At 60.4% G+C, this 23,759-nt stretch carries 15 protein-coding genes and 9 pseudogenes; 16 read left to right on the forward strand and 8 right to left on the reverse strand.

Annotated features, from left to right (window positions below):
- Positions 1–644: 644 nt before the first annotated feature.
- The 3 genes and pseudogenes from ACLBX9_RS04005 to ACLBX9_RS04015 form a co-directional block, all read left to right on the forward strand.
- Positions 645–1,001 (forward strand): ParB/Srx family N-terminal domain-containing protein, encoded by a 357-nt coding sequence (locus ACLBX9_RS04005; protein ID WP_447717989.1) that lies wholly within the window; start codon positions 645–647, stop codon positions 999–1,001.
- A 39-nt stretch (positions 1,002–1,040) separates the two neighbouring features.
- Positions 1,041–1,845: pseudogene (locus tag ACLBX9_RS04010) on the forward strand (IS5 family transposase).
- 131 nt (positions 1,846–1,976) lie between these two features.
- Positions 1,977–2,075 (forward strand): annotated as a pseudogene (locus tag ACLBX9_RS04015) (hypothetical protein); the annotation flags it as partial.
- Positions 2,076–2,307: 232 nt separating this feature from the next.
- Here the strand turns inward: ACLBX9_RS04015 and ACLBX9_RS04020 are convergent.
- Positions 2,308–2,432: pseudogene (locus ACLBX9_RS04020) on the reverse strand (IS110 family transposase); the annotation flags it as partial.
- 45 nt (positions 2,433–2,477) lie between these two features.
- On the opposite strand from ACLBX9_RS04020, the pseudogene ACLBX9_RS04025 reads away from it, so the two are divergent.
- Positions 2,478–2,898: pseudogene (locus tag ACLBX9_RS04025) on the forward strand (transposase); the annotation flags it as partial.
- A 41-nt stretch (positions 2,899–2,939) separates the two neighbouring features.
- Here ACLBX9_RS04025 and ACLBX9_RS04030 read toward each other — a convergent pair.
- Positions 2,940–3,752: a hypothetical protein gene (locus ACLBX9_RS04030; RefSeq protein WP_447717990.1), complete on the reverse strand. Its 813-nt coding sequence runs from the start codon at positions 3,750–3,752 to the stop codon at positions 2,940–2,942.
- Positions 3,753–3,982: 230 nt separating this feature from the next.
- Here ACLBX9_RS04030 and asnB (ACLBX9_RS04035) point away from each other — a divergent pair, with 230 nt between their 5' ends.
- Entirely contained in the window at positions 3,983–5,965 is a 1,983-nt protein-coding gene (asnB, locus tag ACLBX9_RS04035) for an asparagine synthase (glutamine-hydrolyzing) (RefSeq protein ID WP_447717991.1), read from the forward strand.
- A 228-nt stretch (positions 5,966–6,193) separates the two neighbouring features.
- Here the strand turns inward: asnB (ACLBX9_RS04035) and ACLBX9_RS04040 are convergent, their stop codons facing one another.
- Positions 6,194–7,141 carry an IS110 family transposase gene (locus ACLBX9_RS04040; protein ID WP_447718003.1) on the reverse strand — a complete coding sequence of 316 codons (948 nt, stop codon included), beginning with the start codon at positions 7,139–7,141 and terminating at the stop codon, positions 6,194–6,196.
- A 138-nt stretch (positions 7,142–7,279) separates the two neighbouring features.
- Between ACLBX9_RS04040 and ACLBX9_RS04045 the strand changes: the two are divergent.
- Positions 7,280–7,444 (forward strand): annotated as a pseudogene (locus ACLBX9_RS04045) (helix-turn-helix domain-containing protein); the annotation flags it as partial.
- A 40-nt stretch (positions 7,445–7,484) separates the two neighbouring features.
- Here the strand turns inward: ACLBX9_RS04045 and ACLBX9_RS04050 are convergent.
- A pseudogene (locus ACLBX9_RS04050) lies at positions 7,485–8,003 on the reverse strand (IS256 family transposase); the annotation flags it as partial.
- Positions 8,004–8,070: 67 nt separating this feature from the next.
- Between ACLBX9_RS04050 and ACLBX9_RS04055 the strand changes: the two are divergent.
- Positions 8,071–9,207, forward strand: a pseudogene (locus ACLBX9_RS04055) (IS3 family transposase).
- Between the two features lie 32 nt (positions 9,208–9,239).
- Positions 9,240–9,644, forward strand: a pseudogene (locus ACLBX9_RS04060) (integrase core domain-containing protein); the annotation flags it as partial.
- An 83-nt stretch (positions 9,645–9,727) separates the two neighbouring features.
- On the opposite strand, the gene ACLBX9_RS04065 reads toward ACLBX9_RS04060, so the two are convergent.
- From ACLBX9_RS04065 to ACLBX9_RS04075, 3 genes are all read right to left on the reverse strand, one after another.
- On the reverse strand, positions 9,728–10,843 hold the full coding sequence (locus ACLBX9_RS04065; protein WP_447717992.1) for a glycosyltransferase: 1,116 nt from the start codon (positions 10,841–10,843) through the stop codon (positions 9,728–9,730).
- 276 nt (positions 10,844–11,119) lie between these two features.
- Positions 11,120–11,515 carry a hypothetical protein gene (locus ACLBX9_RS04070; protein WP_447717993.1) on the reverse strand — a complete coding sequence of 132 codons (396 nt, stop codon included), beginning with the start codon at positions 11,513–11,515 and terminating at the stop codon, positions 11,120–11,122.
- Between the two features lie 350 nt (positions 11,516–11,865).
- A complete protein-coding gene (locus ACLBX9_RS04075) occupies positions 11,866–12,732 on the reverse strand; it encodes an NAD-dependent epimerase/dehydratase family protein (protein WP_447717994.1) in 867 nt (288 codons plus the stop codon).
- 168 nt (positions 12,733–12,900) lie between these two features.
- Between ACLBX9_RS04075 and asnB (ACLBX9_RS04080) the strand changes: the two genes are divergently transcribed.
- Positions 12,901–14,772, forward strand: a complete 1,872-nt coding sequence (gene asnB, locus ACLBX9_RS04080) for an asparagine synthase (glutamine-hydrolyzing) (RefSeq protein WP_447717995.1) — start codon at positions 12,901–12,903, stop codon at positions 14,770–14,772.
- A gap of 32 nt (positions 14,773–14,804) precedes the next feature.
- On the opposite strand, the gene ACLBX9_RS04085 is transcribed toward asnB (ACLBX9_RS04080), so the two are convergent.
- Positions 14,805–15,803, reverse strand: a complete 999-nt coding sequence (locus ACLBX9_RS04085; RefSeq protein WP_447717996.1) for an NAD-dependent epimerase/dehydratase family protein — start codon at positions 15,801–15,803, stop codon at positions 14,805–14,807.
- A gap of 476 nt (positions 15,804–16,279) precedes the next feature.
- On the opposite strand from ACLBX9_RS04085, the gene ACLBX9_RS04090 reads away from it, so the two are divergent.
- The 7 genes and pseudogenes from ACLBX9_RS04090 (at position 16,280) to ACLBX9_RS04120 (ending at position 23,739) form a co-directional block, all read left to right on the forward strand.
- Positions 16,280–17,629, forward strand: coding sequence for a nucleotide sugar dehydrogenase (locus tag ACLBX9_RS04090; RefSeq protein WP_447717997.1), 1,350 nt, complete (start codon positions 16,280–16,282; stop codon positions 17,627–17,629).
- 25 nt (positions 17,630–17,654) lie between these two features.
- Complete coding sequence (locus ACLBX9_RS04095; RefSeq protein ID WP_447717998.1) at positions 17,655–18,605, forward strand: Gfo/Idh/MocA family oxidoreductase; 951 nt, start codon at positions 17,655–17,657, stop codon at positions 18,603–18,605.
- Positions 18,602–19,210, forward strand: coding sequence for a DapH/DapD/GlmU-related protein (locus ACLBX9_RS04100; protein WP_447717999.1), 609 nt, complete (start codon positions 18,602–18,604; stop codon positions 19,208–19,210). Before ACLBX9_RS04095 ends, ACLBX9_RS04100 begins: the two co-directional genes overlap by 4 nt.
- A gap of 4 nt (positions 19,211–19,214) precedes the next feature.
- Entirely contained in the window at positions 19,215–20,342 is a 1,128-nt protein-coding gene (locus tag ACLBX9_RS04105) for a DegT/DnrJ/EryC1/StrS family aminotransferase (RefSeq protein WP_447718000.1), read from the forward strand.
- A 193-nt stretch (positions 20,343–20,535) separates the two neighbouring features.
- Positions 20,536–21,048, forward strand: coding sequence for a hypothetical protein (locus ACLBX9_RS04110; RefSeq protein WP_447718001.1), 513 nt, complete (start codon positions 20,536–20,538; stop codon positions 21,046–21,048).
- Entirely contained in the window at positions 21,048–22,100 is a 1,053-nt protein-coding gene (gene wecB, locus ACLBX9_RS04115) for a non-hydrolyzing UDP-N-acetylglucosamine 2-epimerase (protein WP_447718002.1), read from the forward strand. Before ACLBX9_RS04110 ends, wecB begins: the two co-directional genes overlap by 1 nt.
- A gap of 881 nt (positions 22,101–22,981) precedes the next feature.
- A pseudogene (locus ACLBX9_RS04120) lies at positions 22,982–23,739 on the forward strand (IS5 family transposase).
- Positions 23,740–23,759: the final 20 nt, after the last annotated feature.

Genomic DNA, 23,759 nt, shown 5'->3' on the forward strand with positions numbered 1-23,759 from the left:
CCCCTCACGGGATGGGCTTCTCCTGTCCGGTTCGATCTTGCCGTTCGGCACCGACAAGAGCGGATGAGATCCTGCTCGGCCTGTGCCGCATGCAGCTCGCCGTTTCGCCGCTTGCGTCCAAGCTGAGGCCGGGTCCTTCGGGGATGACCGGTCGGGAGGTCCAACCCTCCCGGCAACCAGATCGATGATGCAGGTCCCCCTGCGTTCGAACACGGCCCACGATATCATCGTTGACCGCAGCAGCTGTGGCTATGAAGCAACTGTCATCGTCGCGCAGCCTCCCCCATCGCTGCCAAGCTTCGGCTTCGATTGACAAGCCTCGGCACGTTCTTGTTTTGTTCGGCGCAGGGATCGGCCCGTAGAGGGCATTACCCTCGCAAGTATGCGCAAGGCGCGATCCCATCGCCAGCATCACTCTTTGACATCGTCCTATGAAGCAGGCGGTCGCCTCACCAGTCGGCCGCAGGCATGACAGATGGAATGAAGAGCTCACGTTCCTCCGAGCTCCTCACAAAGGCGACCCAGAGATATCGAGCTGGCGGATTATCTGATCGCCGCAGACCTGATCGAAGATCGATCGTTCTGTTTTGCCCCGCGCGACGCAGCGTCGTCGCTTTCTGTCTTGCAATCCCGAAGAGTTTTGCATGAAAAACTTACTTTCGAACCCGACAAATGAGCAAAAAAGCCTGGAATTTATGGCCGTAGACCGGCTCAAATTCTACTCTGGCAACGCTCGAACGCACTGTAAATCTCAGATCCGCCAAATCGCGCGAAGCATCGAGCGGTTCGGTTTCACCAATCCCGTCCTCGTCTCCGACGACGACGAGATCATCGCAGGCCACGGCCGCGTAGAGGCAGCCAAGCTCCTCGGTCTAAGCGCCGTCCCCGCCTTGCGCCTCTCCCATCTTGGACCGGCCGAACGGCGAGCCTACGTGCTGGCCGATAACAAGCTCGCCCTCAACGCGGGGTGGGACCGTCAGGTGCTGGCTAAGAGTGCCTAACAGAACGGGCACGGGTAGCTGGGTCAGGCGTTGTCCGACATGGCTCGCCCGCTTCTACCTGACGATCTCTGGACCGAGATTGCGCCCCTTCTGCCGCCGCCCCGCCCACGTCCAAAAGGTGGTCGGCGGCCGATCGAGAACCGAGCTGCGTTGACCGGCATTCTGTTCGTGCTGCGCTCAGGCGTTCCGTGAGAGATGCTGCCAGCGGAGATGGGCTGCGGCTGCGGAATGAGTTGCTGGCGGCGCTTACGGGACTGGCAGGCAGCCGGCGTATGGGCCCGCCTGCATCAGGTGCTCTTGGAGCGCCTGCATGGGGCGGGCGAGATCGACTGGAGCCGAGCGAGCCTGGACAGCGCCTCTGTCCCGGCCAAAAAAGGGGCTCTGCCACCGGCCCGAACCCGACGGACCGGGGCAAGGCGGGCACGAAGCGCCACGTCGTCACCGACGCGCGCGGTACACCGCTCGGCTTCCGCCTGAGTGGGGCCACCGGCACGACAGCGTGATGATGGCACCGACCATTGATACTATACCATCCGTGCGCAACGGCAGGAGGGGACGGCCGCGACACCGCCCGGACAAACTGCACGCTGACAAAGCCTACGACGCTGAACCGCGCCGACACGAGTGCCGGGCGCGTGGAATTGTCCCGCGCGTCGCACGCCGCGGCATCGACAGCAGCGAGAGGCTGGGCCGGCACCGGTGGGTGGTGGAGCGCACGCACGCTTGGTTCAACCGCTTCCGTCGGCTGCCCGTGCGCTACGAGCGACGCGCCGACATCTATGAGGCCTTCATCAGCCTCGCTGCCAGTCTCATCACACTCAACCAGATCAAGCGGTTCCGTTAGGCGCTCTTAGACTGGGTTGACTGAAAGTGACCTGGTCAGCTGGCTTTGTGATCCACCCTGCAATCTGAGCGGCCCGTTCGAATCGAGGCGGGCGGCCGGCCCGTGACCTGCTCGTCTCGCCCGACTATGCCTTGCTGGTCGATGGCCTATTCTTGGCCGTCGGGCATCTGGTGAACGGCAACAGCATCACCCGCGGTGAGGTGTTAACCGATCTCACCTACTGGCACGTCGAGTTGGACAGCCATGACCTGCTCCTGGCCGAGAACATCCCCGCGGAGCGCTACCTGGCCGCCCCCGGGCGGGCCGCCGGTTTCGATGGCGTGCAGGCGCTGGATGCGCGTGAGACGCCCGTGCCCTATGCGCCGCGGATCGTACTCGGCCCACGGCGCGCCGCGCGTCCATGTCGACTTGCGCGAGCAGGGCGAGCGGCATTCTCGAAAGCGCATCGCCCCGCTGGGCGGCGAAGAAGGCCAGTACCTGATCGCGTCGCAACTTCTTGCGGAACACCGGCGCCCAGCGGCATCCGCGCCGTGGGCCTGAGAGATGTTCTTGGCCAGATCCAGGCCGATGGTGCTAACCTCTGTCACGGACGCCTCCCTCCGGTGGCTCACAACACCACCATCCTGGCACGTCGATGCCGTCGGGGGCGTCCAACACATCACTGGAGGACCACTTCCCTGGTAGCGGGCCTGCGCCTGTCCGGGATTGCAGCGCCGTTCGTGCTGGACGGGCCGATCAACCGCGACGCCTTCCAGACTTACGTCGAGCGCGTGCTCGTGCCTGAACTCACTCCCGGCGACACTGTGGTGATGGACAATCTCGGCCGCCATAGAGGGCCGGCCGTGCGTGCGGCTGTTGAGGCGGTTGGCGCGCGGCTACTCTTCCTCCTCCCTACTCGCCGGACTTTAACCCGATCGAGAGGGCCTTATCCAAGCTCTAGGCGCTGTTGCGCAAGGCCGCCGAGCGCACGGTCGAGGGATCATGGACAGCCATCGGCCAGCTCATTGACCTCATCACCTCGAATAATATGCCAACTTCTTCGCAGCCACATAATATAAGTCAGATTAAATCGAAAAAAATCTGGCTTGTCCGTCTCATGCGAGGCCGAATTCTCTATCTATAGTCGCAACTGGTTCGGGACTGACACGATTAGTAAAGGCAGTGATAGCCTTAGTCCAGGAACTCATTTCAAATTCTGTCTCATTTCTTCCCTTCAGATCTCCGTAGAACGCTTTAATCATTTCGATATCGGCTTGGCTTGCACCTATGCGCGAAAGTCCGATTGTGTTTACTCGGCTGATCCGCCGGTTTATCAAGATGGTAAATGGCGGCACATGCGCGGTCACCACACCATTCATACCAATCATGCACGCGCGACCGATCCTTAAGCCCTGGTGCACGACTGCATTCATGCCAAGGTAGGCATGGTCCTCAATATGAACCGAGCCGCCAAGGGTGACACCCGTGGCTGTCTTGACAAATGGCTCAAGCACGCAGTCATGGTCAACTTGTGTTCGGGCCATGATATAGCAGCCTCGACCAATCTTAGTGGACACTGTTAGTACAGATTTATTAATTGCAACAAATTCGCGAATAGTTACTTCACTGTCAATTTCAACTTTCCCATCTATATTGTGTCGTTCGGGATATTGCCCCAGTTGACCTATCACTGCATAGGGGAACACTGTGGTACGAGATCCAATAATTGCGGGCCCCTGGATTGCTGCTCCAATCCCAATCCTTGTTTCCTTTCCAATTTCGACTTTGCCTTCTATGACTACGTGTGGATGTAAGTGAACGCCCGAACTCAGTACCGCGTCCCGGCTGACGAAGCAGAATGCGCCAATCGTGACGCTAGGGTCGATCTGTGCGCCGGGCTCAACAATGGCGGTTGCGTGAGCCTTCACACCGAGGTCCTCTTCGCTGTGGCGTACAGCCGGTTCGTGCCGGAAGCGTATGTTACCATGACCCAGCCAAATTTTCCGGAGAAATCTCGATCAACGCCATATCTTACATTCTCTCGTACCCGAACTCGCACGCAAAACGCTACCTCCATGCGACTGCCGTCAGGTAGCCTCAATCGTCGGGTTTGCCTTTGCGAGCTTATTTGGGTCTGTCAGCGCTGATACAGGCGTCCTTGAAGCGACGCTTGCAAATCTCACCTCAAAAGACGGTAGCTTGGATGTGTGGAATAGCCGGTGCCATCGCCTTGGACGGCAACCCGATCCCGAAGCTCGACAGCGCGCTCGCGGTTATGGGCAAGCTAATCGCACACCGTGGTCCTGATGGGGAGGGGCATTGGTGCTCGCCTAAACGGGATTGCGGGCTTGCGCACCGGCGCTTGGCAATTATTGATGTCTCGACGGCCGGCCAACAGCCTATGGTCGGGAAGAATGGCTCCGTTATCAGTTTCAATGGAGAGATATACAACTATCGCGAGCTAAAGAGCGAACTTAGGGATTTTTGGCCCTTTAAATCCGAAGCAGATACAGAAACAATCCTGGCCGCACACGCCAAGTGGGGCCTGGATGGGGTGTCTAAGCTACGCGGTATGTTTGCTTACGCTATTTGGACTGATGAAGAGTTTGTCGCTGTACGAGATCGTTTCGGCATCAAGCCGTTCTACTATGCCATTGTCGACAGTATCTTTTACTTTGCCTCGGAGATCAAGGCGCTGCTTCCGATTTTGCCCGGTGTAGAAACTGAGCCGGATGCCTTGGCTGAGTATATGACGTTCCAGTATACCATCGGAACTAAGACACTATTCAAGCACGTTATGAGTCTTGCGCCAGGACACATACTTGTCATCAAGCGCGGCGAAATCATCATTCGAAAGTACTGGGATATCCACTACAACGTCGATCTAAATCACACGCCGCACTGGTTCGCGGAGGAGATGCGTGCGCGCCTATCCGAATCAGTTGATATGCACCTTCGCTCCGATGTCCCAGTGGGCGCATACGTGTCGGGGGGCATTGACTCAAGCCTAATGGCAGTCTTGGCTGCGCGACGTCCATCCTTCGGTCATCTCGGTTTCCACGGCAAGTTCACTGACTACGCTGGTTATGACGAGAGTGCCTACGCCGAACTCGTCTGCGTAGAGAATGGGATCGAACTGAAGCAAATTGATATTCAAGCTGCTGACTTCGAGGCTCATCTTGAGCAGGTCATCTATCATCTTGACACCCCTGTCGCCGGACCAGGGGCGTTCCCGCAGTTCATGGTGTCAAAGCTAGCAGCGGAATCGGTAAAGGTGGTGCTCGGTGGCCAAGGCGGCGATGAGATCTTTGGTGGCTACGCGCGCTATTTGATCGCTTACCTCGAACAGGTCATCAACGCGGCCATCGACGGTACATATCAGAACGGCAACTTCGTCGTCACACCGGAGTCAATCATTCCGCATCTGCAAGTCTTGCAGGAGTATAAGCCGCTCATCCAGCAGCAGTTTTCACGCGGCTTGTTTGGGCCGCCGGACCAGCGTTACCTGAACCTAATTGATCGCTCAGGAGATGTGTTTGGTGAAGTCGATTGGTCCCTTCTTGACCGCGCCGGCGTTGTCGAACGCTACCTCGCGATTTTCAATTCTGCCCGCAACGTGCGCAAGGAGGCCTATCTCGATTCGATGATGCACTTCGACTTCAAGTGCCTCCTTCCCGCGCTCTTGCAGGTCGAGGATCGCATGTCGATGGCCCATAGCCTTGAATCGCGCGTACCACTCCTTGATCACTCGATTGTTGAACTTGCCGCGACGATTCCCGCCAATATCAAATTCAAGGGCGGCCAGATGAAGCATTTCCTTAAGGAGTGCTTTAGTGGCGATCTGTCGTCGCGTCTGCTTCACCGCCGCGACAAGATGGGTTTCCCGGTCCCTCTGAAGGAATGGAGCGCAGGCCCGCTGCGAGATTTCATGACTGACGTGTTTTCCAATGAGTCATTCCGCCATCGAGCCTACTTTAACGCTGAGGTAATTCTGGATAATTTCGATAGGACTGGCCGATACTCTCGCAAGACTTGGGGGCTTCTCAGCCTGGAGCTCTGGCACCGATGTTTTCATGATCGTGCTGGGCAGTATCGAGCAATGATCGACAATATTCGGCCCGTGGAGCTTCAAATGAACTGAGCTCGAATTTGACCATTCATGCGGTGTTGCAGAGGTTATATGCCCGGTTTGCTTGCGGGCGGGAGTGACATTTTGTTCGGGCACGTCGCGCCAGATCGCACAGCGCACGGAGGCTAGGTGTTTGATCCCGCAGTGTGGTGGTACGGTTGACCACCATGCTGCGAGGGATGCGCTATGGGCCAGGTTCTCCATGGAAGCGCCACCACGACGGAGCGGCTGTGTTGAACGTCAAGCCGTGAGGGGCCGCCAGAGCGCGCGGTCGCGGACCATGGCGTTGAGCGTCACCAGAATCTTTCGCATCACCGCCACGAGGACGACCTTCCTCGGTCGGCCGCGCTGGGTGAGCCGCGCGTAGAAGGGCCGGAAGGGAGAGCCGCGCCGGATCGCGGTCAGCGCAGCCATGTACAACACGCCTCGCACCGACGTTCGCCCACCCGCGATGGATCGCCGACCCCGCATCAGGCCGGAATCGCGGTTGATCGGCGCAATGCCGACGAGAGCCGCGAGCTGGTGGCGCCCGATGGTGCCGAGTTCAGGCAGCTGAGCCAGAAGCGTGCGCGCGGTGACGTCGCCGACCCCGGGGACGGACTTGAGCAACGCCTCAGTCTCGCACCAGACGGGAGAGGCCTTGATGGTTTGGCCGATATCTTCGTCGAGCTCTGCGAGCTCCTTCTCCAGGAAGGCAATATGGCGGCTAAGCCGCCGGGTCAGCTGCTTGTCTACGGCTTGATCACGGCGGTTGGTCTCCATGTTGATCATCCCGACTATCTGCCGGCGCCGGCTCACGAGTTCGGCCAAGTGGCGTCTCTCCGGTTCCGGCAGAGGTCTGACCGGGGGTCTGATGCGCTCGGCAAAGAGGGCGATCACTTCAGCGTCGAGCGTGTCGGTCTTGGCCAGCCGGCCCATGGCTCTGGCGAAGTCGCGGATCTGGCGCGGGTTGACGATGCAGAGCGGCAGTCCGGCCGCTGCAAGCGCTGCAGCGACGCTCGCCTCGAAGCCGCCAGTGGCTTCCAGGACGACGAGGGTAACCGGGAGGTTGCCGAAGCGGCGCGCGAGGGCTTCAAGCCCCTTCGCATCCCGCGGAACGTGGAAGGCCTCGTCCAACGGCCTGAGATGAACGTCGAGACGGTCCTTGGACACGTCTATTCCAACGAAGATGGTGGGTTGTTCGTCCATGACCCTACCTTGCAAATGCGGGCTCGGGCCCAAGCGGCTGTCCGGGTTCGGGACTGTGGCGGTGAGGGCCGCACCTTGCTCTGTCGCGGGCTTGAGAGCCCCAGACGGACGCGGGCTGACCCTCACCGTGTAGCCTCGCTGGCTTCACGCCAGCGGGCAACTCCAAGATACAAGGCAGTCCGTCGCACGATCCAGCCACGTGAAGAGTGCGTAAGAGCGCTGGCCAAGCGCTACGGCGTCAGCCCGACGACGGTGCAGAAGTGGCGCAAACGGACGAGTACAGCGGATGCCCGGATGGGCCCGGGAGTGTCAGGAATTCCGTGTGGGGGCGGCGGGTTGAACATCAGGCCGCCATGGCCCTTGTGAAGCGCTCGCCGAAGATGACGGCGAACTGCGCCTTGGCCACGATCCACTCACGCAGTCCCATTTTCCACGCCTTCTCGGTGCGCGCGGTAGATGTCCTTCAGCGCCCCCGCCACGAGCTTGCGGTCCTTGTAAGAAACGAAGTCGAGGCTGTGGCGCAGGAGGTGGACGATGCAGGTCTGGACCAGCGCCTCGGGAAACACCGCCCGGATCGCGTCGCGGAAGCCCTTCAAACGTCGACCAGGGCAAGCAGCACGTCCCCGACGCCGCGGTTCCTGAGCTCGTTCATGACCCGCAGCCAGAACTTGGCGCCCTTGTTCTGCTCCAGCCACAGGCCGAGGATCTCCTTGGAGCCGTCGGCGCGCACGCCCAGCGCGACGTGGACGGCCTTGTTGCGGACCACGCCCTCGTCGCGCACCTTGATCCGCAGGGCGTCGAAGAACACGATCGGGTAGACCGACTCCAGCGGCCGGCTCTGCCAGGCGGCGACCTCCTCCAGCTGACCTGACCGGCTGGCTTTGGACCGGGCTGATTGAGAGGATCAGCTGGGACCAAGGGAGTTGGACATGCGGCGAGGTCATAAGACGAGCGCGAAGCAGGTTGCTCTGAAGCTGCGCCAGATCGAGGTGCAGACGGCACAAGGCAAGAGCTTGGCGCTGGCGTGCAAGGAGGCGGAGATCTCTGAGCAGAGCTACTACCGCTGGCGCAAGGAGTACGGCGGCCTCCAAGTCGACCAGGCCAGGAAGATGAAGGATCTGGAGCGCGAGAACGCTCGGCTTCGTCGTCTGGTGGCCGATCTATCTCCGGAGAAGCAGGTGCTGGCGGACGTCGCCTTGAAACTTCTAGCCCCCGAGCGACGCCGGCAGGCGGTCGACGGCATCCGGGAGAAGTACGGCCTCTCAGAACGTCACGCCTGCCGGATCGTCGGCCAGCATCGGGGCACGCAGCGCTACGTGTCCACGTTGCCAGCCGATGAGGATGCGCTGACCCGGGCCATCATCGCCCTGACGTGCGAGTATGGGCGCTACGGCTATCGCCGCGTCACCGCGCTGCTGCAGGTGGCCGGCTGGCAGGTGGGCAAGGATCGGGTTCAGCGGATCTGGCGTCGTGAGGGGCTCAAGGTCCCGCAGAAGCACCGACCACGCAGCCGCCTGTGGCTGGACGATGGATCCTGCCTGCGGTTGCGCCCGCTCCATCGCAACCACGTCTGGAGTTTTGACTCCGTCTAGGCGCAGACCCACGACGGACGCTCGCTCCGGATCCTGACGCTGATCGACGAGCACAGCCGGGCTTGTCTGGCGCTGAAGGTGGCGCGACGCATCAACAGCGTGGGCGTTATCGAGGCGCTGGCCGACGCGATGTGCCTGCACGGCGTCCCGGGCCACATCCGCTGCGACAATGGCCCGGAGATGATCTCCAAGGTGCTACGCAAATGGGTCGCTAAAGCCGGCTCGCAGATCCAGTATATCGCACCAGGATCGCCGTGGGAGACCGGGTACTGTGAGAGCTTCAACGGCAAGCTTCAGGACGAAGGCCTACGCCAGAAGATCTTCTGCTCGTTGAAGGAGGCGCAGATCGTGATCGGACGGTGGCAAACGACCTACAACCGCGTCCGGCCGCATTCGTCGCTGGGCTATCGGCCGCCCGCGCCCGTCAGCAACCCGGATCTGGCCTTCCGGCTACCCATGGCCGCGGCCATGTAGTAGCCTCGCAACCGGCCCGATCCAAAATACCGGTCAGGTCAGTGCCTTACCGCATCCACACCGTGCTCATAGACAACGGCGTTCAGTCCACATCACGTCGACAGGACATCTACGATAGCCAGTACATCTTGGACGGCGTCTGCGACGAGCACAACATCGAGGATCGGCTGACCAAGGTAAACCATCCCTGGACCAACGCGCAGGTCGAGCGGATGAACCGCACCATCAAGGATGCGACGGTCAAGCGCCACCACTACGACAGCCACGACCAGCTTCGAAGGCATCTGCACCTGTTCGTCGATGCCTACAATCACGCTTGTCGGCTCAAGACCCTGCGGGGCCTGACACCCACCGAGTTCATCCTGAACGCCTGGACGAAAGAGCCCAATCGCTTCAGGATCGACCCGTCACACCTCATTCCGGGAACATACAACTAGTGCAGTGACGCGGACAAAGGATTCATGCGTGCGATGCGACGTGCGTGTCTGGGGCATGGTTAACAACGGGCTCAGATTATTCCTCAAAGCTGGAATTTCGCAGTCGGAGTCCGATAAGCCGCGATCATGGCTGCCGCAATACGTGCCGAATCGTGCCATCTTTCGACATAGGCTCGAGAACGTGCCGACCATTCCGGCCACATCGAGCGCGCATCGAGAGCCGCACCGATGTCCTCAATCAAATGTTCGGGGCGAATGTTGCAGATCGGCAGGTCTCTGATAAGTTCCGAAGGAAGATTGCAAAAATCCTCTTCCCGCAAGGTGCAGAGCACCGGCTTTCCCATGGCCATTACTTCGACGGCGAAGCCACCATACCAGCCGCAGAGAACCTGATCGATTACAATATCAGCGCTGCGGTACAATTCCATGGCTTCGGCGTGTGGAATATTCTCAACAATAATAAGTTCGAAGTCATGTGTTGCGCGTAGCGCGTCGAGGGCGGCTAAGATCATAGCAGTGCCCTTTATCGAACGATCGCTGGGCGCATGTAAAATACGTGGTCGTCCCGCCATAGTGGGTGGTGTCACGGAGAAACTGGCAATGTCGATATTGCAGTAGGGCAAGAATTCGGCGCCCGCCACAAAGTGACCTAGCTCGGGGTTGAGATAAAAGATCTTATCTGCGAAAGGTAATATTTCGCCGATTAGTCGCCGCCGACGGTCGTCGAGCCCGCTGATGCAGGCCGCGAATTGGCTGCAATGGCCCGTGCGACAAGGCGTCGTTTTATTGCGTCTGTCCGACTCGCCAGCTAGTCTCACATCGCAGCCTTGGAGTGTGAAAATGATCGTCCGTCCTAGTGCCTTGGCAATTTGCAAGTCGGCTAAAGCAATCGGGCTGTCAGAAGGAAAATCATCCCAAGACATAAGCGTTTTGCCGAAATAGTAGTGCAAAACATCATGATTCAGTGGTTCGATTAGGCTAGTACGCAGCTTCGTCGCCACCTCGTGGGGTCCACAATTGCCGATGATGTCAAGGGAGCGGTCAGCCGGATAGCGGAAAACTGGGGGTACGTAGTGCACAAGCAGTTCGCTGTTGCAGCCGAGACGGCGCTCATGACGTGAGAGTGCCCAAGGCTGGTTGCCAATATTGAACGGCGCGTGGAGCACGCGCAATCCAGCTCCAAGCGAAGAAGCGTTCATTTGAACGTACTCCGAGAATTGAAGTTTGATCCTGTTGACGGCGGCACAAATAGTTCGGGCCCCTGCATGCATGCCTCGATGTATGAATCGATAAGATAGTGGAAAATCGCGCCCCTACGTTAATTTCCTCAGATTATTTCACGTTCGCCGCCAAGCTATAACAGGATCGACTTAGGATCGACTTAGGATTGACTGTGCTGATTGAGATCTTCGACGTGAATCCTGCTGCCAGCCGAATCTTGAGGGGCGTGGGGAGCATGTCGTGAAAGACACTAATCACGGGGTAAACCGCCGTATCATCCGCGCAAAACGATTGCCATACCGTTCGAGGAAGCGCAGTGGCATCGAGATACGCCAGGCCAAGCTGGCCCGAAAATGGGCACGCTCTGCTTTAGCCCGTTCCAAAGTGGCCTCAAGGTCGTTGGCGCGAGCAGTACAGACGTCTTTAGCTGCCTCGGCTACCGCTAAGCGAGCCGCGAGATCGGCTTGATCACACAATTGCGCCTCAAGTTCAGCATGTCTGAACTGCAAAGCCGTAAGCTGATGCTGCGTCGCCACAAAGGCGTCGACTACGACCTTGTAGGCGGCACGTAGATCTGCATCTTCCAGCCCAGCCTTCTCGATACGAGTGCCGTCAGCCCCTTGATCCGACTGAGCTGAGTCATCATCCATGGTACCAGCTGTCCCCTTTGACGCGGCCATCTTAGCGTCAGTCTACACTCCCTGCAGAAGTATACTCCTTTAATTCCGATTGGTCAACGCAACACTTACTTGACTCAATTGTCAGGCTATACTGGAAAATATTGCAGCCGCTTTCCAATCGAGTGACTTGCGAAATCTGTCATTGAGCAGGACGGCGCTGGTTCGGGTTTGAGTGAAGGAGAATTGACGCGCCGCTGCCTAATTGATGAGGTGCTAAACGCCCAGTACGTGCTCTTTATCAATGGAGCAGTTCGTGCTTTCGAGTTACCATCTCACGAGGCTCCTGACGGAGAGTTGATTACCACTTCGGCGAAGCTGATCTAACCGAGCCGGATGATCCGCCGCAAACCCTCCTCGATCGGCACGAGTGCGCCGAGGTTAAAGCGCGCCGCAAGTCGCTGCACCGGCGGAGCTAGATCCAACGCGGCTCCTCCGTTAACCACAAAGTGTGGCTCGCGCCCGACGATGGACCCAATCTGCTCCGCAAGATCGCGTAGATAAAGCGCTTGAGGCGCTGCTACGTTGAGTGTTTCTGCCCATTGCTCGGCGAGGCAGGCAAGGACGATTTTGCAAAGGTCATCGACGTAGATGGGTGCCAGACGCAAGCCTGCCCCGTCGGCGGTAAGTTCGATAGACTTTCCCGTCTGCACGCGGTCGACGATGTCCGGAACCAGCCGCGCTGTCTGGCCGGGGCCGTAAGGTGTGAACACCCGCAAAATTGATATGGGAAATAGCGCGCGGAACGGCGCTGCGAGCGCCTCAGCTGCGAGCTTTGAAGCGCCGAGCATCGTTGGGGGAGCAAGCCGCGCGGTCTCGCCGAGAGTGTCGGCGAAAGGCGCGTAGACGGTTCCGCTCGACAAAAGGCAGACTTGTCCGACACCGGCTCGAGCCGCGTATTCAAGGAGCGCAAATGTGCTCGCCGTGTTGACCGCAAACATCTCGCCGGCGTCTGCGGGAAAGGCTCGATAGTTGCGCGACTGCGCGGCGTGGACGATTGCGTCAATCTCCAATGGCAGGCCTGCTGGCGCCCTTTCTGCACCAAGATCCCAACGGACGGTTTCAGCCCCATCTACCGATTGGCTGTTGCGCACGACGGCGATCGGCTCATGCCCGCACTTGCACAGGTGCGCGACAAGCGCGCGACCGATGAAGCCGGTCGCGCCGGTGACGAGGATGCGCATCGTCATGCCGAGGGACGGGTGAAAAGCCCGACTATAAGCTGCCTCAATGCCGTGCTTTCATCTCGGGGTAGCCACCTTGCACGGATGCTCTAGGCCTCGACAGCAAGCTTATGCAGCCCGCGGAGGTGAGCGTCAAATTCCTGGACACACAAGCTTCAAAGGACAAGAACGCGCATGTGCGGTATTGCGGGCCTCCTGCATCACGATGGCCGCCCTGCTTCGCAGATCGTGCTGCGGGCGATGACAGACGCTATTGCCCATCGCGGCCCGGATGGGGAAGGTCAATTCTGCGACGGTTCGATCGGGCTCGGTCACCGGCGTTTGTCGATCATCGATTTGAGCGATGCGTCGCGCCAGCCGATGACGACCCGTGATGGTCGCTTCGTGATGACCTTCAATGGGGAGATATATAATTTTCAAGAACTGAAGTCGGCGCTCACAATCCGTGGCCATCGCTTCGCCTCCACGGGTGATAGCGAAGTTCTGCTCGCGGCTTTTGTGGAGTGGGGCGTTGAGGCGTTAAAGCGATTCAATGGCATGTTCGCTTTCGCGATCTGGGATGCTGCTGAGCGCGTCCTGACAATCGCCCGTGATCGGTTTGGCGTGAAGCCAATTTATTACATGCGGATCGGTCAGACTCACGCTTTTGCTTCAGAGATCAAGGCGTTTCGGCCTGTTCCGGGTTATGCCTCGCGCCTGGATATCGAAGGCCTAACAGAGTACTTGTCTTTTCAGAACTTTTTTACCGATCGGACGCTCTTTGAGGGCGCTCGGTTACTGCCAGCCGGCTGTTACATGCAGGTGCGTCCGGGCGAAACTGATCCTCAGCCGCAGAGGTATTGGGATTTCGCTTTCGAGGAACCAGAGGGCGTAACAGACTCTGCCGAATTGTTGGAGGAACTCGACCGCCTCTTCGTCCAGGCGGTGGGACGACAACTCCAAAGCGATGTCGAGATCGGCGCCTATCTTTCCGGCGGGATTGATTCTGGGTCAATCACGGCGATAGCGGCGGCGCAGCTTCCCCAAATGCAGACTTTCACTGTCGGTTTCGACCTTAGTTCGGCTTCGGGAGTAGAGCTTGGCTTTGACGAAAGAGCACGCGCTGAGCGTCTTTCCTACCTATTCGGTACAGAGCACTACGAGATGGTCCTTAAGGCTGGGGACATGGAGCGGGCGCTGCCGCGTCTTGCTTGGCACCTTGAGGAGCCGCGCGTCGGACAGTGCTACCCGAATTTCTACGCCGCACGACTCGCCTCAAAATTTGTAAAGGTAGTGCTCTCAGGCGTTGGTGGAGACGAACTTTTTGCTGGTTATCCATGGCGGTATTATCGTGCTGTCGTGAACGACGACTTCGACCATTACGTTGAGAAGTATTTTGGTTTTTGGCAGCGGCTGGTGCCGAGCGAGATCATGCCCGACCTACTACGGCCAGTATGGGCTCGGGCGAGCCATGTATCGCCGCAGGACATCTTTCGTGGCGTCTTCCACGCTCACGCGGCGAGCCTCACGCGCCCGGAGGACTACGTCAACCATTCTCTGTATTTCGAAGCGAAGACGTTCCTGAACGGTTTGCTCATTGTCGACGACAAGCTCGCGATGGCCCATGGGCTGGAAGGCCGGGTGCCGTTCCTTGACAACGACCTCGTGAATTTCGCGATGAAGCTGCCGGCCCATCTGAAGCTCGGCAATCTCACTGAGGTAGTTCGTCTTAATGAGAACGAGCCGGGCGGTAAGGCGCAGCGTTATTATGAGCGAACGAGAGATGGGAAACTTATCCTGCGCCGCATGATGGAGCGTCACATCCCGCAGGATGTGACCGAGCGCGAGAAGCAGGGTTTCTCGGCTCCAGATGCAAATTGGTTTAAGGGTGAGAGCATAGGTTACGTTCGGCGTCGCCTGATGAACCCACGTGCGTTGCTCTACGAGTTCCTTGACCGAAATACTGTTCAATCACTCGTTAATGATCACTTAGAAGGCCGTCAGAACCGTCGATTACTGATTTGGTCGCTGCTCAATATTGAGCAGTTGTTAGAGGCGTATTTTTAAATACGGCGTTATTCAGACAGGTTGCTTTGCGGCTATAGGGCCGCCGAGTAGGCTCGACGTGTTTCAAGCTCCCGTATGTGCGACTTTCGCCACGCGATCAGATCGCACAAGCCTTGCTCTAAGCTGACCTGCGCGGTAAATCCGATCTCTCGGCTGGCACGCTCAGGCGAGCCTATACGGTTGCGGACCAAAGTCGCTTGACTGCGCGGCGCATATTGGATCGGCTGGTTGCAGCCGGTTATGTTCAACAGCATTTCGGCAAGCTCTCGCAGCGACGTGCGCTTACCAGTGCCGACATTGTAGAACCGGTCCACAGTCTCCGCTTTGAAGGCGCATAGATTGGCGGCAGCGCAATCCTTAACCGCTACGAAGTCGAACGCTTCGCTGCCGTCGCCGAGGATTGTCGGTCCCTCGCCGCGGTCGATTGCGTCAAGCATCTTCATGATCACGGCAATGTAGGCGCCGCGATAATCCTGACGCGGGCCGTAAACGTTCATATAGCGCAGGCCGACGACGTTCAGGTCATAACGATGGTGGAACGAGCGGGCCATCGCCTCACCGGCGATCTTCGTCGCACCATAAAAGTTCCTGTTGTTGAAAGGGTGATCCTCGGTCATCGGCTCCTCGACCGCGTCACCGTAGACCGAGGCGGAGGACGAGTAGACGAGCCGCTGGACGTTGTTGCGCACGCAGGCTTCAAGCACATTGAACGTGCCGCGGATGTTCACGTCGAAGGCGGCACGCGGAAATTCGTGGCATTGAAGCAGCCACAGAGCGGCGAAGTGAAATACACCATCTGCACCCTTTATGGCGGCGTCGAGTACGTCGGTTTGGGTGATGTCGCCGCCTGCCTCGAAGATCTTGACCCGGGGGTCCTTGAGGACATTTGCAAGGTTCTCGTGGCTTCCACGCGCGAAGTTGTCGTAGATCGTAATTTCGGCCACGTCCTGACCGACGAGTTGATCGACGGTGTGCGAGCCGATCAGCCCTGCTCCCCCGATAACGACGATGCGCTTGCCCTCGAGCTTCACGGCCACCACCTCGCAAAGTTGTCAGCCGCGCCAAGCGTCTGGATCGGGATGCCGTTGAGCGGGGTGGATCCGGCACGTTGAGGATCAGCTTGCCTAGCAGCACTGCCGCCGGTCAACGCAATCTGTCCAAACCAAACCTGCCCCCAGGGCGGCGGATCTATATGAGCTCGCCCTGGAAGGGTCAACGCGCCATATCGCACGCGCGCCTAAGCTCTCGGGGCGACTGCGGAGGTATGAAAGCTTTGCCCACGACCTCCTGGCCGGCCAACCGGAGTATCGATATGGTGTCCAATGCGCAACCCAGTGTGCAAGGCTGTGCTTGACTGGATTCTCAAAGCGCCGCAGACAGGCCGCCCTTTAATCTTCGGTCGCAAGCGGGGATCCCGTGGGCCCGAATGGTGCCTCGGCGGAGGCCGTGGCCGGCCGAAACAGCCGCTCGCGGGTCGGCGAGCTGCCGACGCAACTGCTCAGCCAAGATGTCCAAACCCCAGCCGAATGCGAACGTGCAACAGCTTATCGAGCGCCTGGGTCGCCGGGACTATCGCGTGGCCATCGTCGGCCTGGGCTACGTCGGGATCCCCCTCGCGCTCACCGCTTGCAAGGCCGGCTTCCCGGTTCTCGGGCTCGATATCGACCCGCAGCGCGTCGCCCAGCTCAACCGCGGCGAGAGCTTCATAAAGCACATTTCCACTGATGCGATCCGCACCGCTCGCGAGAACGATCGCTTTGTCGCAACGACCGACTTCGCCCGACTCGGCGAAGCGGACGCAATCGTCATCGCCGTGCCCACCCCGCTGACGCGGCACCGCGAACCTGACCTCAGCTTCGTCGAGGGCACGGCCCGGGCGATCGCTCCCTACCTTAAGCCCGGCCATCTCGTCGTGCTGGAATCGACCACGTGGCCGGGCACCACTGACGAAGTGGTCAAGCCGATTCTGGAAGCCGGCGGGCTCAAGAGCGGGCGCGACTTCTATCTCGCTTTCTCCCCGGAACGAGAGGATCCGGGCAACGTCAGCCACAACACCGCGACCATCCCGAAGGTGGTCGGCGGCGACGGTCCTGAAGCCCTGCAACTCGCCCAAGCCCTTTATGATGCCCTTGTCGTGGGCACCGTTCCCGTCTCCTCGCCTGCGACCGCCGAGGCGGTCAAGCTCACCGAGAACATCTTCCGCGCGGTCAACGTCGCGCTCGTGAACGAGCTGAAGGTCATTTATCAGAAGATGGGCATCGATGTGTGGGAAGTTGTCGAGGCGGCTAAGACCAAGCCGTTCGGCTACATGCCCTTCTATCCCGGTCCCGGACTCGGCGGACACTGCATCCCGATCGACCCGTTCTACTTGACGTGGAAGGCGCGGGAGTATGACGTCACCACCCAGTTCATCGAGCTGGCCGGGCAGATCAACACCGCCATGCCCTACTACGTGGTCGACCGCCTCGCCGAGGCCCTCGATCGCAGCGCTGGCCGCGGCCTGCGCGGAGCGCGCGTCCTCGTCATCGGCGTCGCCTACAAGAAGAACGTCGACGACATGCGCGAGAGCCCCTCGCTGCGCCTCATTGAACTTCTGGAGGCGCGCGGCGCTGAGGTTGACTATCATGACCCCCATATTCCAGTGATCCCGATGACCCGTGAGCACGCCGCTCTCGCCGGACGCCGCTCGGTCGGCCTGTCGGACGGGGCAGTCGAGGGCTTCGACGTGGTACTGATCGCCACTGACCACGACGTCCTCGACTACGTGGGGCTCGCCGCGCGGGCGCGGCTCGTGATCGACACCCGCAACGCCTGCACTCGGGCGGGCGTGGTCGCCCCGCACGTCGTCAAGGCGTGAGCGGCGGGGCCGCAGGAAGCAGCGCATGACTCACTTCGCCCTGATCGGAGCGGCCGGCTACATCGCTCCCCGCCACATGATCGCGATCAAGAAGGTCGGCGGCGATCTGCTGGTCGCCTTCGACCCGAACGACTCGGTCGGCATCCTCGACAGCCACTTCCCCGAGGCGCATTTCTTCACTGAGTTCGAGCGATTCGACCGACACCTCGATAAGATCCGCCGCCGCGGCACGCGGATCGACTATGTGGCGGTGTGCTCGCCGAACTACCTGCACGATGCGCATGTCCGCTTCGCCCTGCGCGCCGGCTCGGACGCCATCTGTGAGAAGCCGCTCGTTCTCAATCCTTGGAACATTGATGGATTGCAAGAACTGGAGCGGGAGAGTGGGCGCCGCGTCGCGACCATCCTGCAACTGCGCCTCCACCCGGCGATCCTGGCTCTGCGCGAGAAAGTCGCCGGCTCGCAGCGCCGGCACTCGGTCGATCTCACCTACATCACCTCGCGCGGACGCTGGTATCACGCCTCGTGGAAGGGCGAGGAGGCGAAGTCCGGCGGAATCGCCACGAATATCGGCGTACACTTCTTCGACATGCTGAGCTTCGTCTTCGGCCCACTGGAGTCGCAGAGCGCGTCCCTGCGCGAACCGGAGCGCGCCTCCGGGGTCCTGCGCTACCGCAACGCGGACGTACGCTGGTTTCTCTCCGTGGACCGATCGGACCTGCCGGAGGCGGTGCGCGGGGTGAAGCCCACTTACCGCGCGATTACCGTCGACGGGGAGAACGTGGAGTTCTCCGATGGCTTCACCGACCTTCATACCCGCAGCTACGAAGAGATCCTCGCCGGCCGCGGCTACGGGCTTGAGGACGTGCGCCCGTGCATCGAGGTGGTCTCAACCTTCCGCAGCCTCCCGGTGACAACCATAGGCGATGTGCATCCCTTCGCCGCCCGTGCTCCCGGCCTCGCGCGCGCCTCATGAACGCGAGGGCGGACGGGCTGCGCGCCGACTCCCGCTTTCCCGGCGTGCTGATCCATGAATCGGCCTACATCGATCCGGGCGTGACGGTCGGCGCGGGTACCAAGATCTGGCACTTCGTCCACGTCCTCGGCGAGGTGACGATCGGGCGCGACTGCGTGCTGGGTCAGAACGTCATGGTCGGCCCGCGGGTTCGGGTCGGCGAGGGTTGCAAGATCCAGAACAACGTCGCGCTCTACGAGGGCGTTGAACTCGCCGACGACGTGTTCTGCGGCCCCTCCTGCGTGTTCACCAACGTCTCGACGCCGCGGGCCTTCCTGAATCGGAAGAGCGAATTCCGGGCGACGCCGGTCGGCCGCGGCGCCAGCATAGGCGCCAACGCGACAATCGTCTGCGGCCATCGCGTCGGCGCCTACAGCTTGATCGGGGCGGGCGCGGTGGTCACCCGCGACGTGCCGGACTACGCGCTGATGGCGGGGGTTCCCGCCCGCCGGATCGGTTGGGTGAGTCGCGCCGGCGAGCGGCTCGGAACCGACCTCCTGTGCCCCCGCGAGGGCCGACTTTACCGCTTGGCCGGTCCCGAACGCCTCGAAGAGGCCGGAGAGTGAGGCGATGGAGCCAATTGAGTTCATCGACCTGAAGGCCCAGCGTCGCCGCCTCGGCGCGCGCCTGGATGCAGCGATCCTCGACGTCGTTGACGAGGGACGATTCATCCAGGGACCGCAGGTTGCCGCCCTCGAGAGGGCGCTCGAGATGTTCTGCGGCGTGCGCCACGCGATCACCTGCGGCAACGGCACGGACGCCCTGGGCCTCACCCTGATGGCGCTAGGCCTGCGCCCGGGGGATGCCGTGCTCGTGCCCGCCTTCACCTTCGCGGCGACCGCTGAGGCGGTTGCTTGGCTCGGGGCGACGCCGGTCTTTGTGGAGATCGAAGCGGCGACTTACACGGTCGATCCTGGTGGCCTCGCGGCGGGACTAGCGGCGGCGCGCATGGCGGGCTTGCGTCCGCGTGCCCTCATCGCCGTCGACCTGTTCGGGCAGCCAGCCGACTACGGACCGCTAGAGGCGTTCTGCGCCGACCATCATTTGGCCCTGATCTGCGACGCGGCCCAGAGCCTCGGGGCAGCCTACGGCGAGCGGAAGGTCGGGGCGATCGGCACAGCCACGACGACGAGCTTCTTTCCCTCGAAACCGCTCGGCTGCTACGGCGACGGTGGAGCGATCTTCACCGACGATGACGACCTCGCCGCGCGCCTACGCTCTCTGCACGTCCACGGCCGTGGCGTCGACAAGTACGACAATGTGCGCATCGGCATGAACTCGCGCCTCGACACGATTCAGGCGGCAATCCTGCTCGAGAAGCTCGCCGTGTTCCCTGACGAGATCGCCATGCGGCAGGCGGCGGCGGAGCACTACACGGCCGGCTTGTCGGGGGCCATGACGCTGCCTGCCCTGCGCTCAGGCTCGACCTCGGTCTGGGCGCAATTCACGGTCCGTGTGAAGGCCGCGCGTCGGGAGGCCTTCATGGCCGGCCTCAAAGCGCGGGGCATCCCGACCTTGATCTATTACCCGACCCCGCTGCACCGTCAGACCGCTTATCGCGGCTATCCGGTCGCGGGCAACGGCTTGCCAATCTCGGACGCTGCCGCGGCTGAGGTTGTGGCGCTGCCGATGCACCCGGACCTGACGATTCAGATGCAAGAGGCCATCATTGCCGCGGTCCGAGAGGAGCTGACCTGAGTTTAGGATATCGATCGCTTGGTGGAGGGAGGTTATCATCGCTAAGACCGATCAGATCTCGCGAGCTGCTGGGGCAGGTTCGCCCCACACCCGCGCTCCCCGGCAAGGCGAATCGGACGGATACAAACTGCCTTCGGAAACAATTCCTAATAATCTGTTCGGGGTCGAAGTATTATACGATGCGCGCAAGTATATGACGGAACTCGTGCCACAGGCGCACGAGTTCAAGTGGCAGTTCTTCTCGGGCCTAGAGCCGCGGCTCGTCGCGCACGCGGCTGCACGTCAGACGGTTTCGCCCGGCGTTGCTGAGCTGATGAGCGCTGATCATGGGGCGCAATTCGACCTCGTAAATGCAGCGCCGGATGAGGATGCAGGCGTCGAGCCTCCCGCATGGCTGGAGGCCGAGACTTGTATCTTCCTGTTCCGGCGCTCGTTCGAGACCGAGCGCGGCATCGACGTTCTCATTGACGCTTGGCCCGAAACCCCACCGTCGGCAATTCTGCACCTTCAGGGGCCCGACAACCCCCTGAAGCGACGGATGATCGAGCGTGCAGAGGCGACGGGCCGGCCGGCGGATCCTGGGATGTGGGCTGACTCAGACCCCCCACCCGTTCCACCGACGATGCCGGTCTCCGCCGAGCGCCGGCTCGGTCGATTGAGATGCATCGTCCAGCCGCTCATGCGCTCAATCAGGCCTGGAGGCTGATGGAGATCATGCACCGCATTCTGACCGTTGTGGGCGCGCGTCCACAGTTCATCAAGGCCGCACCCGTCTCGAAAGCCTTGCGGGCATCGGGGATTAAAGAAATGTTACTGCATACAGGGCAGCATTTCGATCCGATGATGTCGGATGTTTTCTTCCGTGAACTCGGCCTCGATGAGCCAGCCTATAATCTTGACGTGCACAGCCTGAGCCATGGCGCCATGACCGCGCGGATGCTGGAAGGAATCGAGCGCGTTATTCTCGACGACCGGCCAGGCCTCGTGCTCGTGTATGGAGACACCAATTCCACCTTGGCCGGCGCACTTGCAGCGGCCAAGCTACATGTCCCCGTGGCGCATGTCGAAGCGGGGCTGCGCTCGTTCAACCGGCGAATGCCCGAGGAGATCAACCGCGTCGCCACAGACCACATGAGCCGTCTCCTGTTCTGCCCGACCGAGGCCGCGATGGCCAACCTCGCCCGCGAAGGTGTGACGTTGGGGGTCTTCGCAACCGGAGACGTGATGTACGACGCTGCCCTGGCGGCGGCGCAGCGCGCGGCGGGCGCCTCGACGATCCTAGAGACCCTCGGTCTCGCCCACGGCACTTATGCGGTCGCCACGGTCCACAGGGCCGAGAACACCGACGACGAGGAGCGGTTCGCGCGGGTCGTCGCCCGGCTGGCGCGCGAGGCCGAGTTGCGCCCTCTCGTGCTTGTCGCCCATCCGCGGACGCAACAGCGACTTCGGCAAAGCAATCGAGACTTGGGGCAGATCAAGATTGTTGAGCCGCTCGGCTACATCGACATGGCATGGTTGGTACGGAATGCGGCGGGGGTGCTGACCGACTCCGGCGGACTTCAGAAGGAAGCCTACTTCTACCGCGTCCCGTGCGTGACGCTGCGCGACGAGACCGAGTGGGTCGAGACGATCGAGGCGGGCTGGAATCGGCTTTGGACGACAGAGCACGAACTTCCGCGCCGTGAAATCCTCGAGTACGGGGACGGCCACAGCGCTGAGATCATTGTCAACCACATATCTCAATTTCTTACTGTCTAAAATTGTGATATTTATAACATAGTTTGCTCCGTAGATAGTATTTTGTACTTTAATGTTGTGCGCGCCGTAAAGACCCTGTGAAGGTAAGCACCATCATGCTTTTTACACCTTCGATGATTCGATCTGTTTTGGCTAATACATCTCACCTCATGAAACTTGGGCTGCTCGGCTGTCGGCCACATTGACCGAGCGCTTCGCGGCAACCGGCCTATTCGTTAAAAACCTGTCCATCAATGATGGTACCACGCGTCAAGCGCTCGAGTGCATGCCCCACGAAGTTCAGGCACACGCGCTCAATTACTGCCTCGTGCAGTTTGGCATGAACGATTGCAACTTCTGGAAGACGGACATCGTGAAACGCATCCCAGATGTAGCAGAGGTGGCGACTATTTCTCTCTGAGCGCAGGCATTCTACTTTCCCCACACGAAATAGTTCATTTTGAGTGCTGTTATGACCCCAGGATTGATGTCTTGTCCCCGTATAAAGTGCGGTATATCCAATCGAACTTCAGCAGCGGATCAAATTGTAAAATATACATCAACGCTTTTCGATGATGAATTTGTAACCAACGCCCAAAAAAGCTCGATGCCCATCGAACGGCAGTAAGCGGTGTTGTCCGAGGTTGGCTTATATATTGATCTTGACAGTTTTGTAGAGATTTTGCTTGAATAAAGCATTATGACGCTTCGGCATCTGGACATATCAAATTGCCTCGCCGTCCGAAGGGCTTAGAGCCCGTCCGATAAGGGTCTGATGCGGGGTTGAGTGGCTGGAATGGCGATGACTCCAGGGGGATGCTGAAGCCTAACCTGGAAGCGCCACGTGGACCCCGACCACCCGGCGGCAGCATAGCCGTGCGGTTCTACGCTGTGAAACTGACCTGACCGACGCTGAGTGGGCGGTGATCGCGCCCCTGATGCCGAGGCCGGAGCCGCGTGGACGACCTCCGATCTGGACGCCCCGAGAGATCCTGAACGCGATCTTCTACGTCCTGCGCGGCGGCATCGCATGGCGGCTCATCCCCAAGGATCTACCGCCGCGTTCGACCACGTTCGGCTACTTCAGCCGCTGGCGCGACACAGGGCTGTTCGGCCGGATCAACCATCACCTCGTCATGGCCGATCGCGCGCGTGTCGGGCGGGAAGCCTCGCCGTCGGCAGCGGTGCTCGATAGCCAGACCGTCAAAACGATAGAGCGCGGCGGGCCACGCGGCTACGACGCTGGCAAGAAGGTCAAGGGCCGCAAACGCCAAGCGCTGGTCGATACGGACGGGCGTGCGCTCGTCCTCGATCCGCAGCCTGCCGACGTGCAAGATCGGGACGGAGCCGTTCCGGTGCTACGCCTGTCGCGCCAGACCTTTCCGTTCATCACCAAGGCCTTCGCCGACGCCGGCTATGCCGGCGACAAGCCCGCGCCGCGAGTGTGACGATCATCGCCGTCGAGATCGTGCGCAAGCCGCCGGATCAGGTTGGCTTTTCTGTTCATCAACGCCGGTGAGTCGTTGAGAGGTTCTTCGCCTGGATCAGCCGCAACCGACGCCTCTGGAAAGATCCGGAAGGGACCCTCGCCTCCGCAAGAGCCTTCCTCTACGCCGCTGCTGTCATGATCCTCGTTCGACGCCTCGCCCGATCAACCTGACTTCTCGGACGAACTCTGAG

The organism is Methylobacterium sp. A49B, from assembly GCF_053346215.1.

Bases quoted from the DNA above. Each gene is read 5' to 3' on its own strand.
- ACLBX9_RS04095 (WP_447717998.1), top strand. From the start codon at position 17,655: ATGACTCACTTCGCCCTGATCGGAGCGGCCGGCTACATCGCTCCCCGC.
- ACLBX9_RS04105 (WP_447718000.1), top strand. From the start codon at position 19,215: ATGGAGCCAATTGAGTTCATCGACCTGAAGGCCCAGCGTCGCCGCCTC.
- wecB (WP_447718002.1), top strand. From the start codon at position 21,048: ATGGAGATCATGCACCGCATTCTGACCGTTGTGGGCGCGCGTCCACAG.
- asnB (WP_447717995.1), top strand. From the start codon at position 12,901: ATGTGCGGTATTGCGGGCCTCCTGCATCACGATGGCCGCCCTGCTTCG.
- ACLBX9_RS04040 (WP_447718003.1), bottom strand. From the start codon at position 7,141: ATGGACGAACAACCCACCATCTTCGTTGGAATAGACGTGTCCAAGGAC.
- ACLBX9_RS04005 (WP_447717989.1), top strand. From the start codon at position 645: ATGAAAAACTTACTTTCGAACCCGACAAATGAGCAAAAAAGCCTGGAA.
- ACLBX9_RS04100 (WP_447717999.1), top strand. From the start codon at position 18,602: ATGAACGCGAGGGCGGACGGGCTGCGCGCCGACTCCCGCTTTCCCGGC.
- ACLBX9_RS04070 (WP_447717993.1), bottom strand. From the start codon at position 11,515: ATGGATGATGACTCAGCTCAGTCGGATCAAGGGGCTGACGGCACTCGT.
- ACLBX9_RS04090 (WP_447717997.1), top strand. From the start codon at position 16,280: ATGTCCAAACCCCAGCCGAATGCGAACGTGCAACAGCTTATCGAGCGC.
- ACLBX9_RS04065 (WP_447717992.1), bottom strand. From the start codon at position 10,843: ATGAACGCTTCTTCGCTTGGAGCTGGATTGCGCGTGCTCCACGCGCCG.
- ACLBX9_RS04075 (WP_447717994.1), bottom strand. From the start codon at position 12,732: ATGACGATGCGCATCCTCGTCACCGGCGCGACCGGCTTCATCGGTCGC.
- ACLBX9_RS04110 (WP_447718001.1), top strand. From the start codon at position 20,536: ATGACGGAACTCGTGCCACAGGCGCACGAGTTCAAGTGGCAGTTCTTC.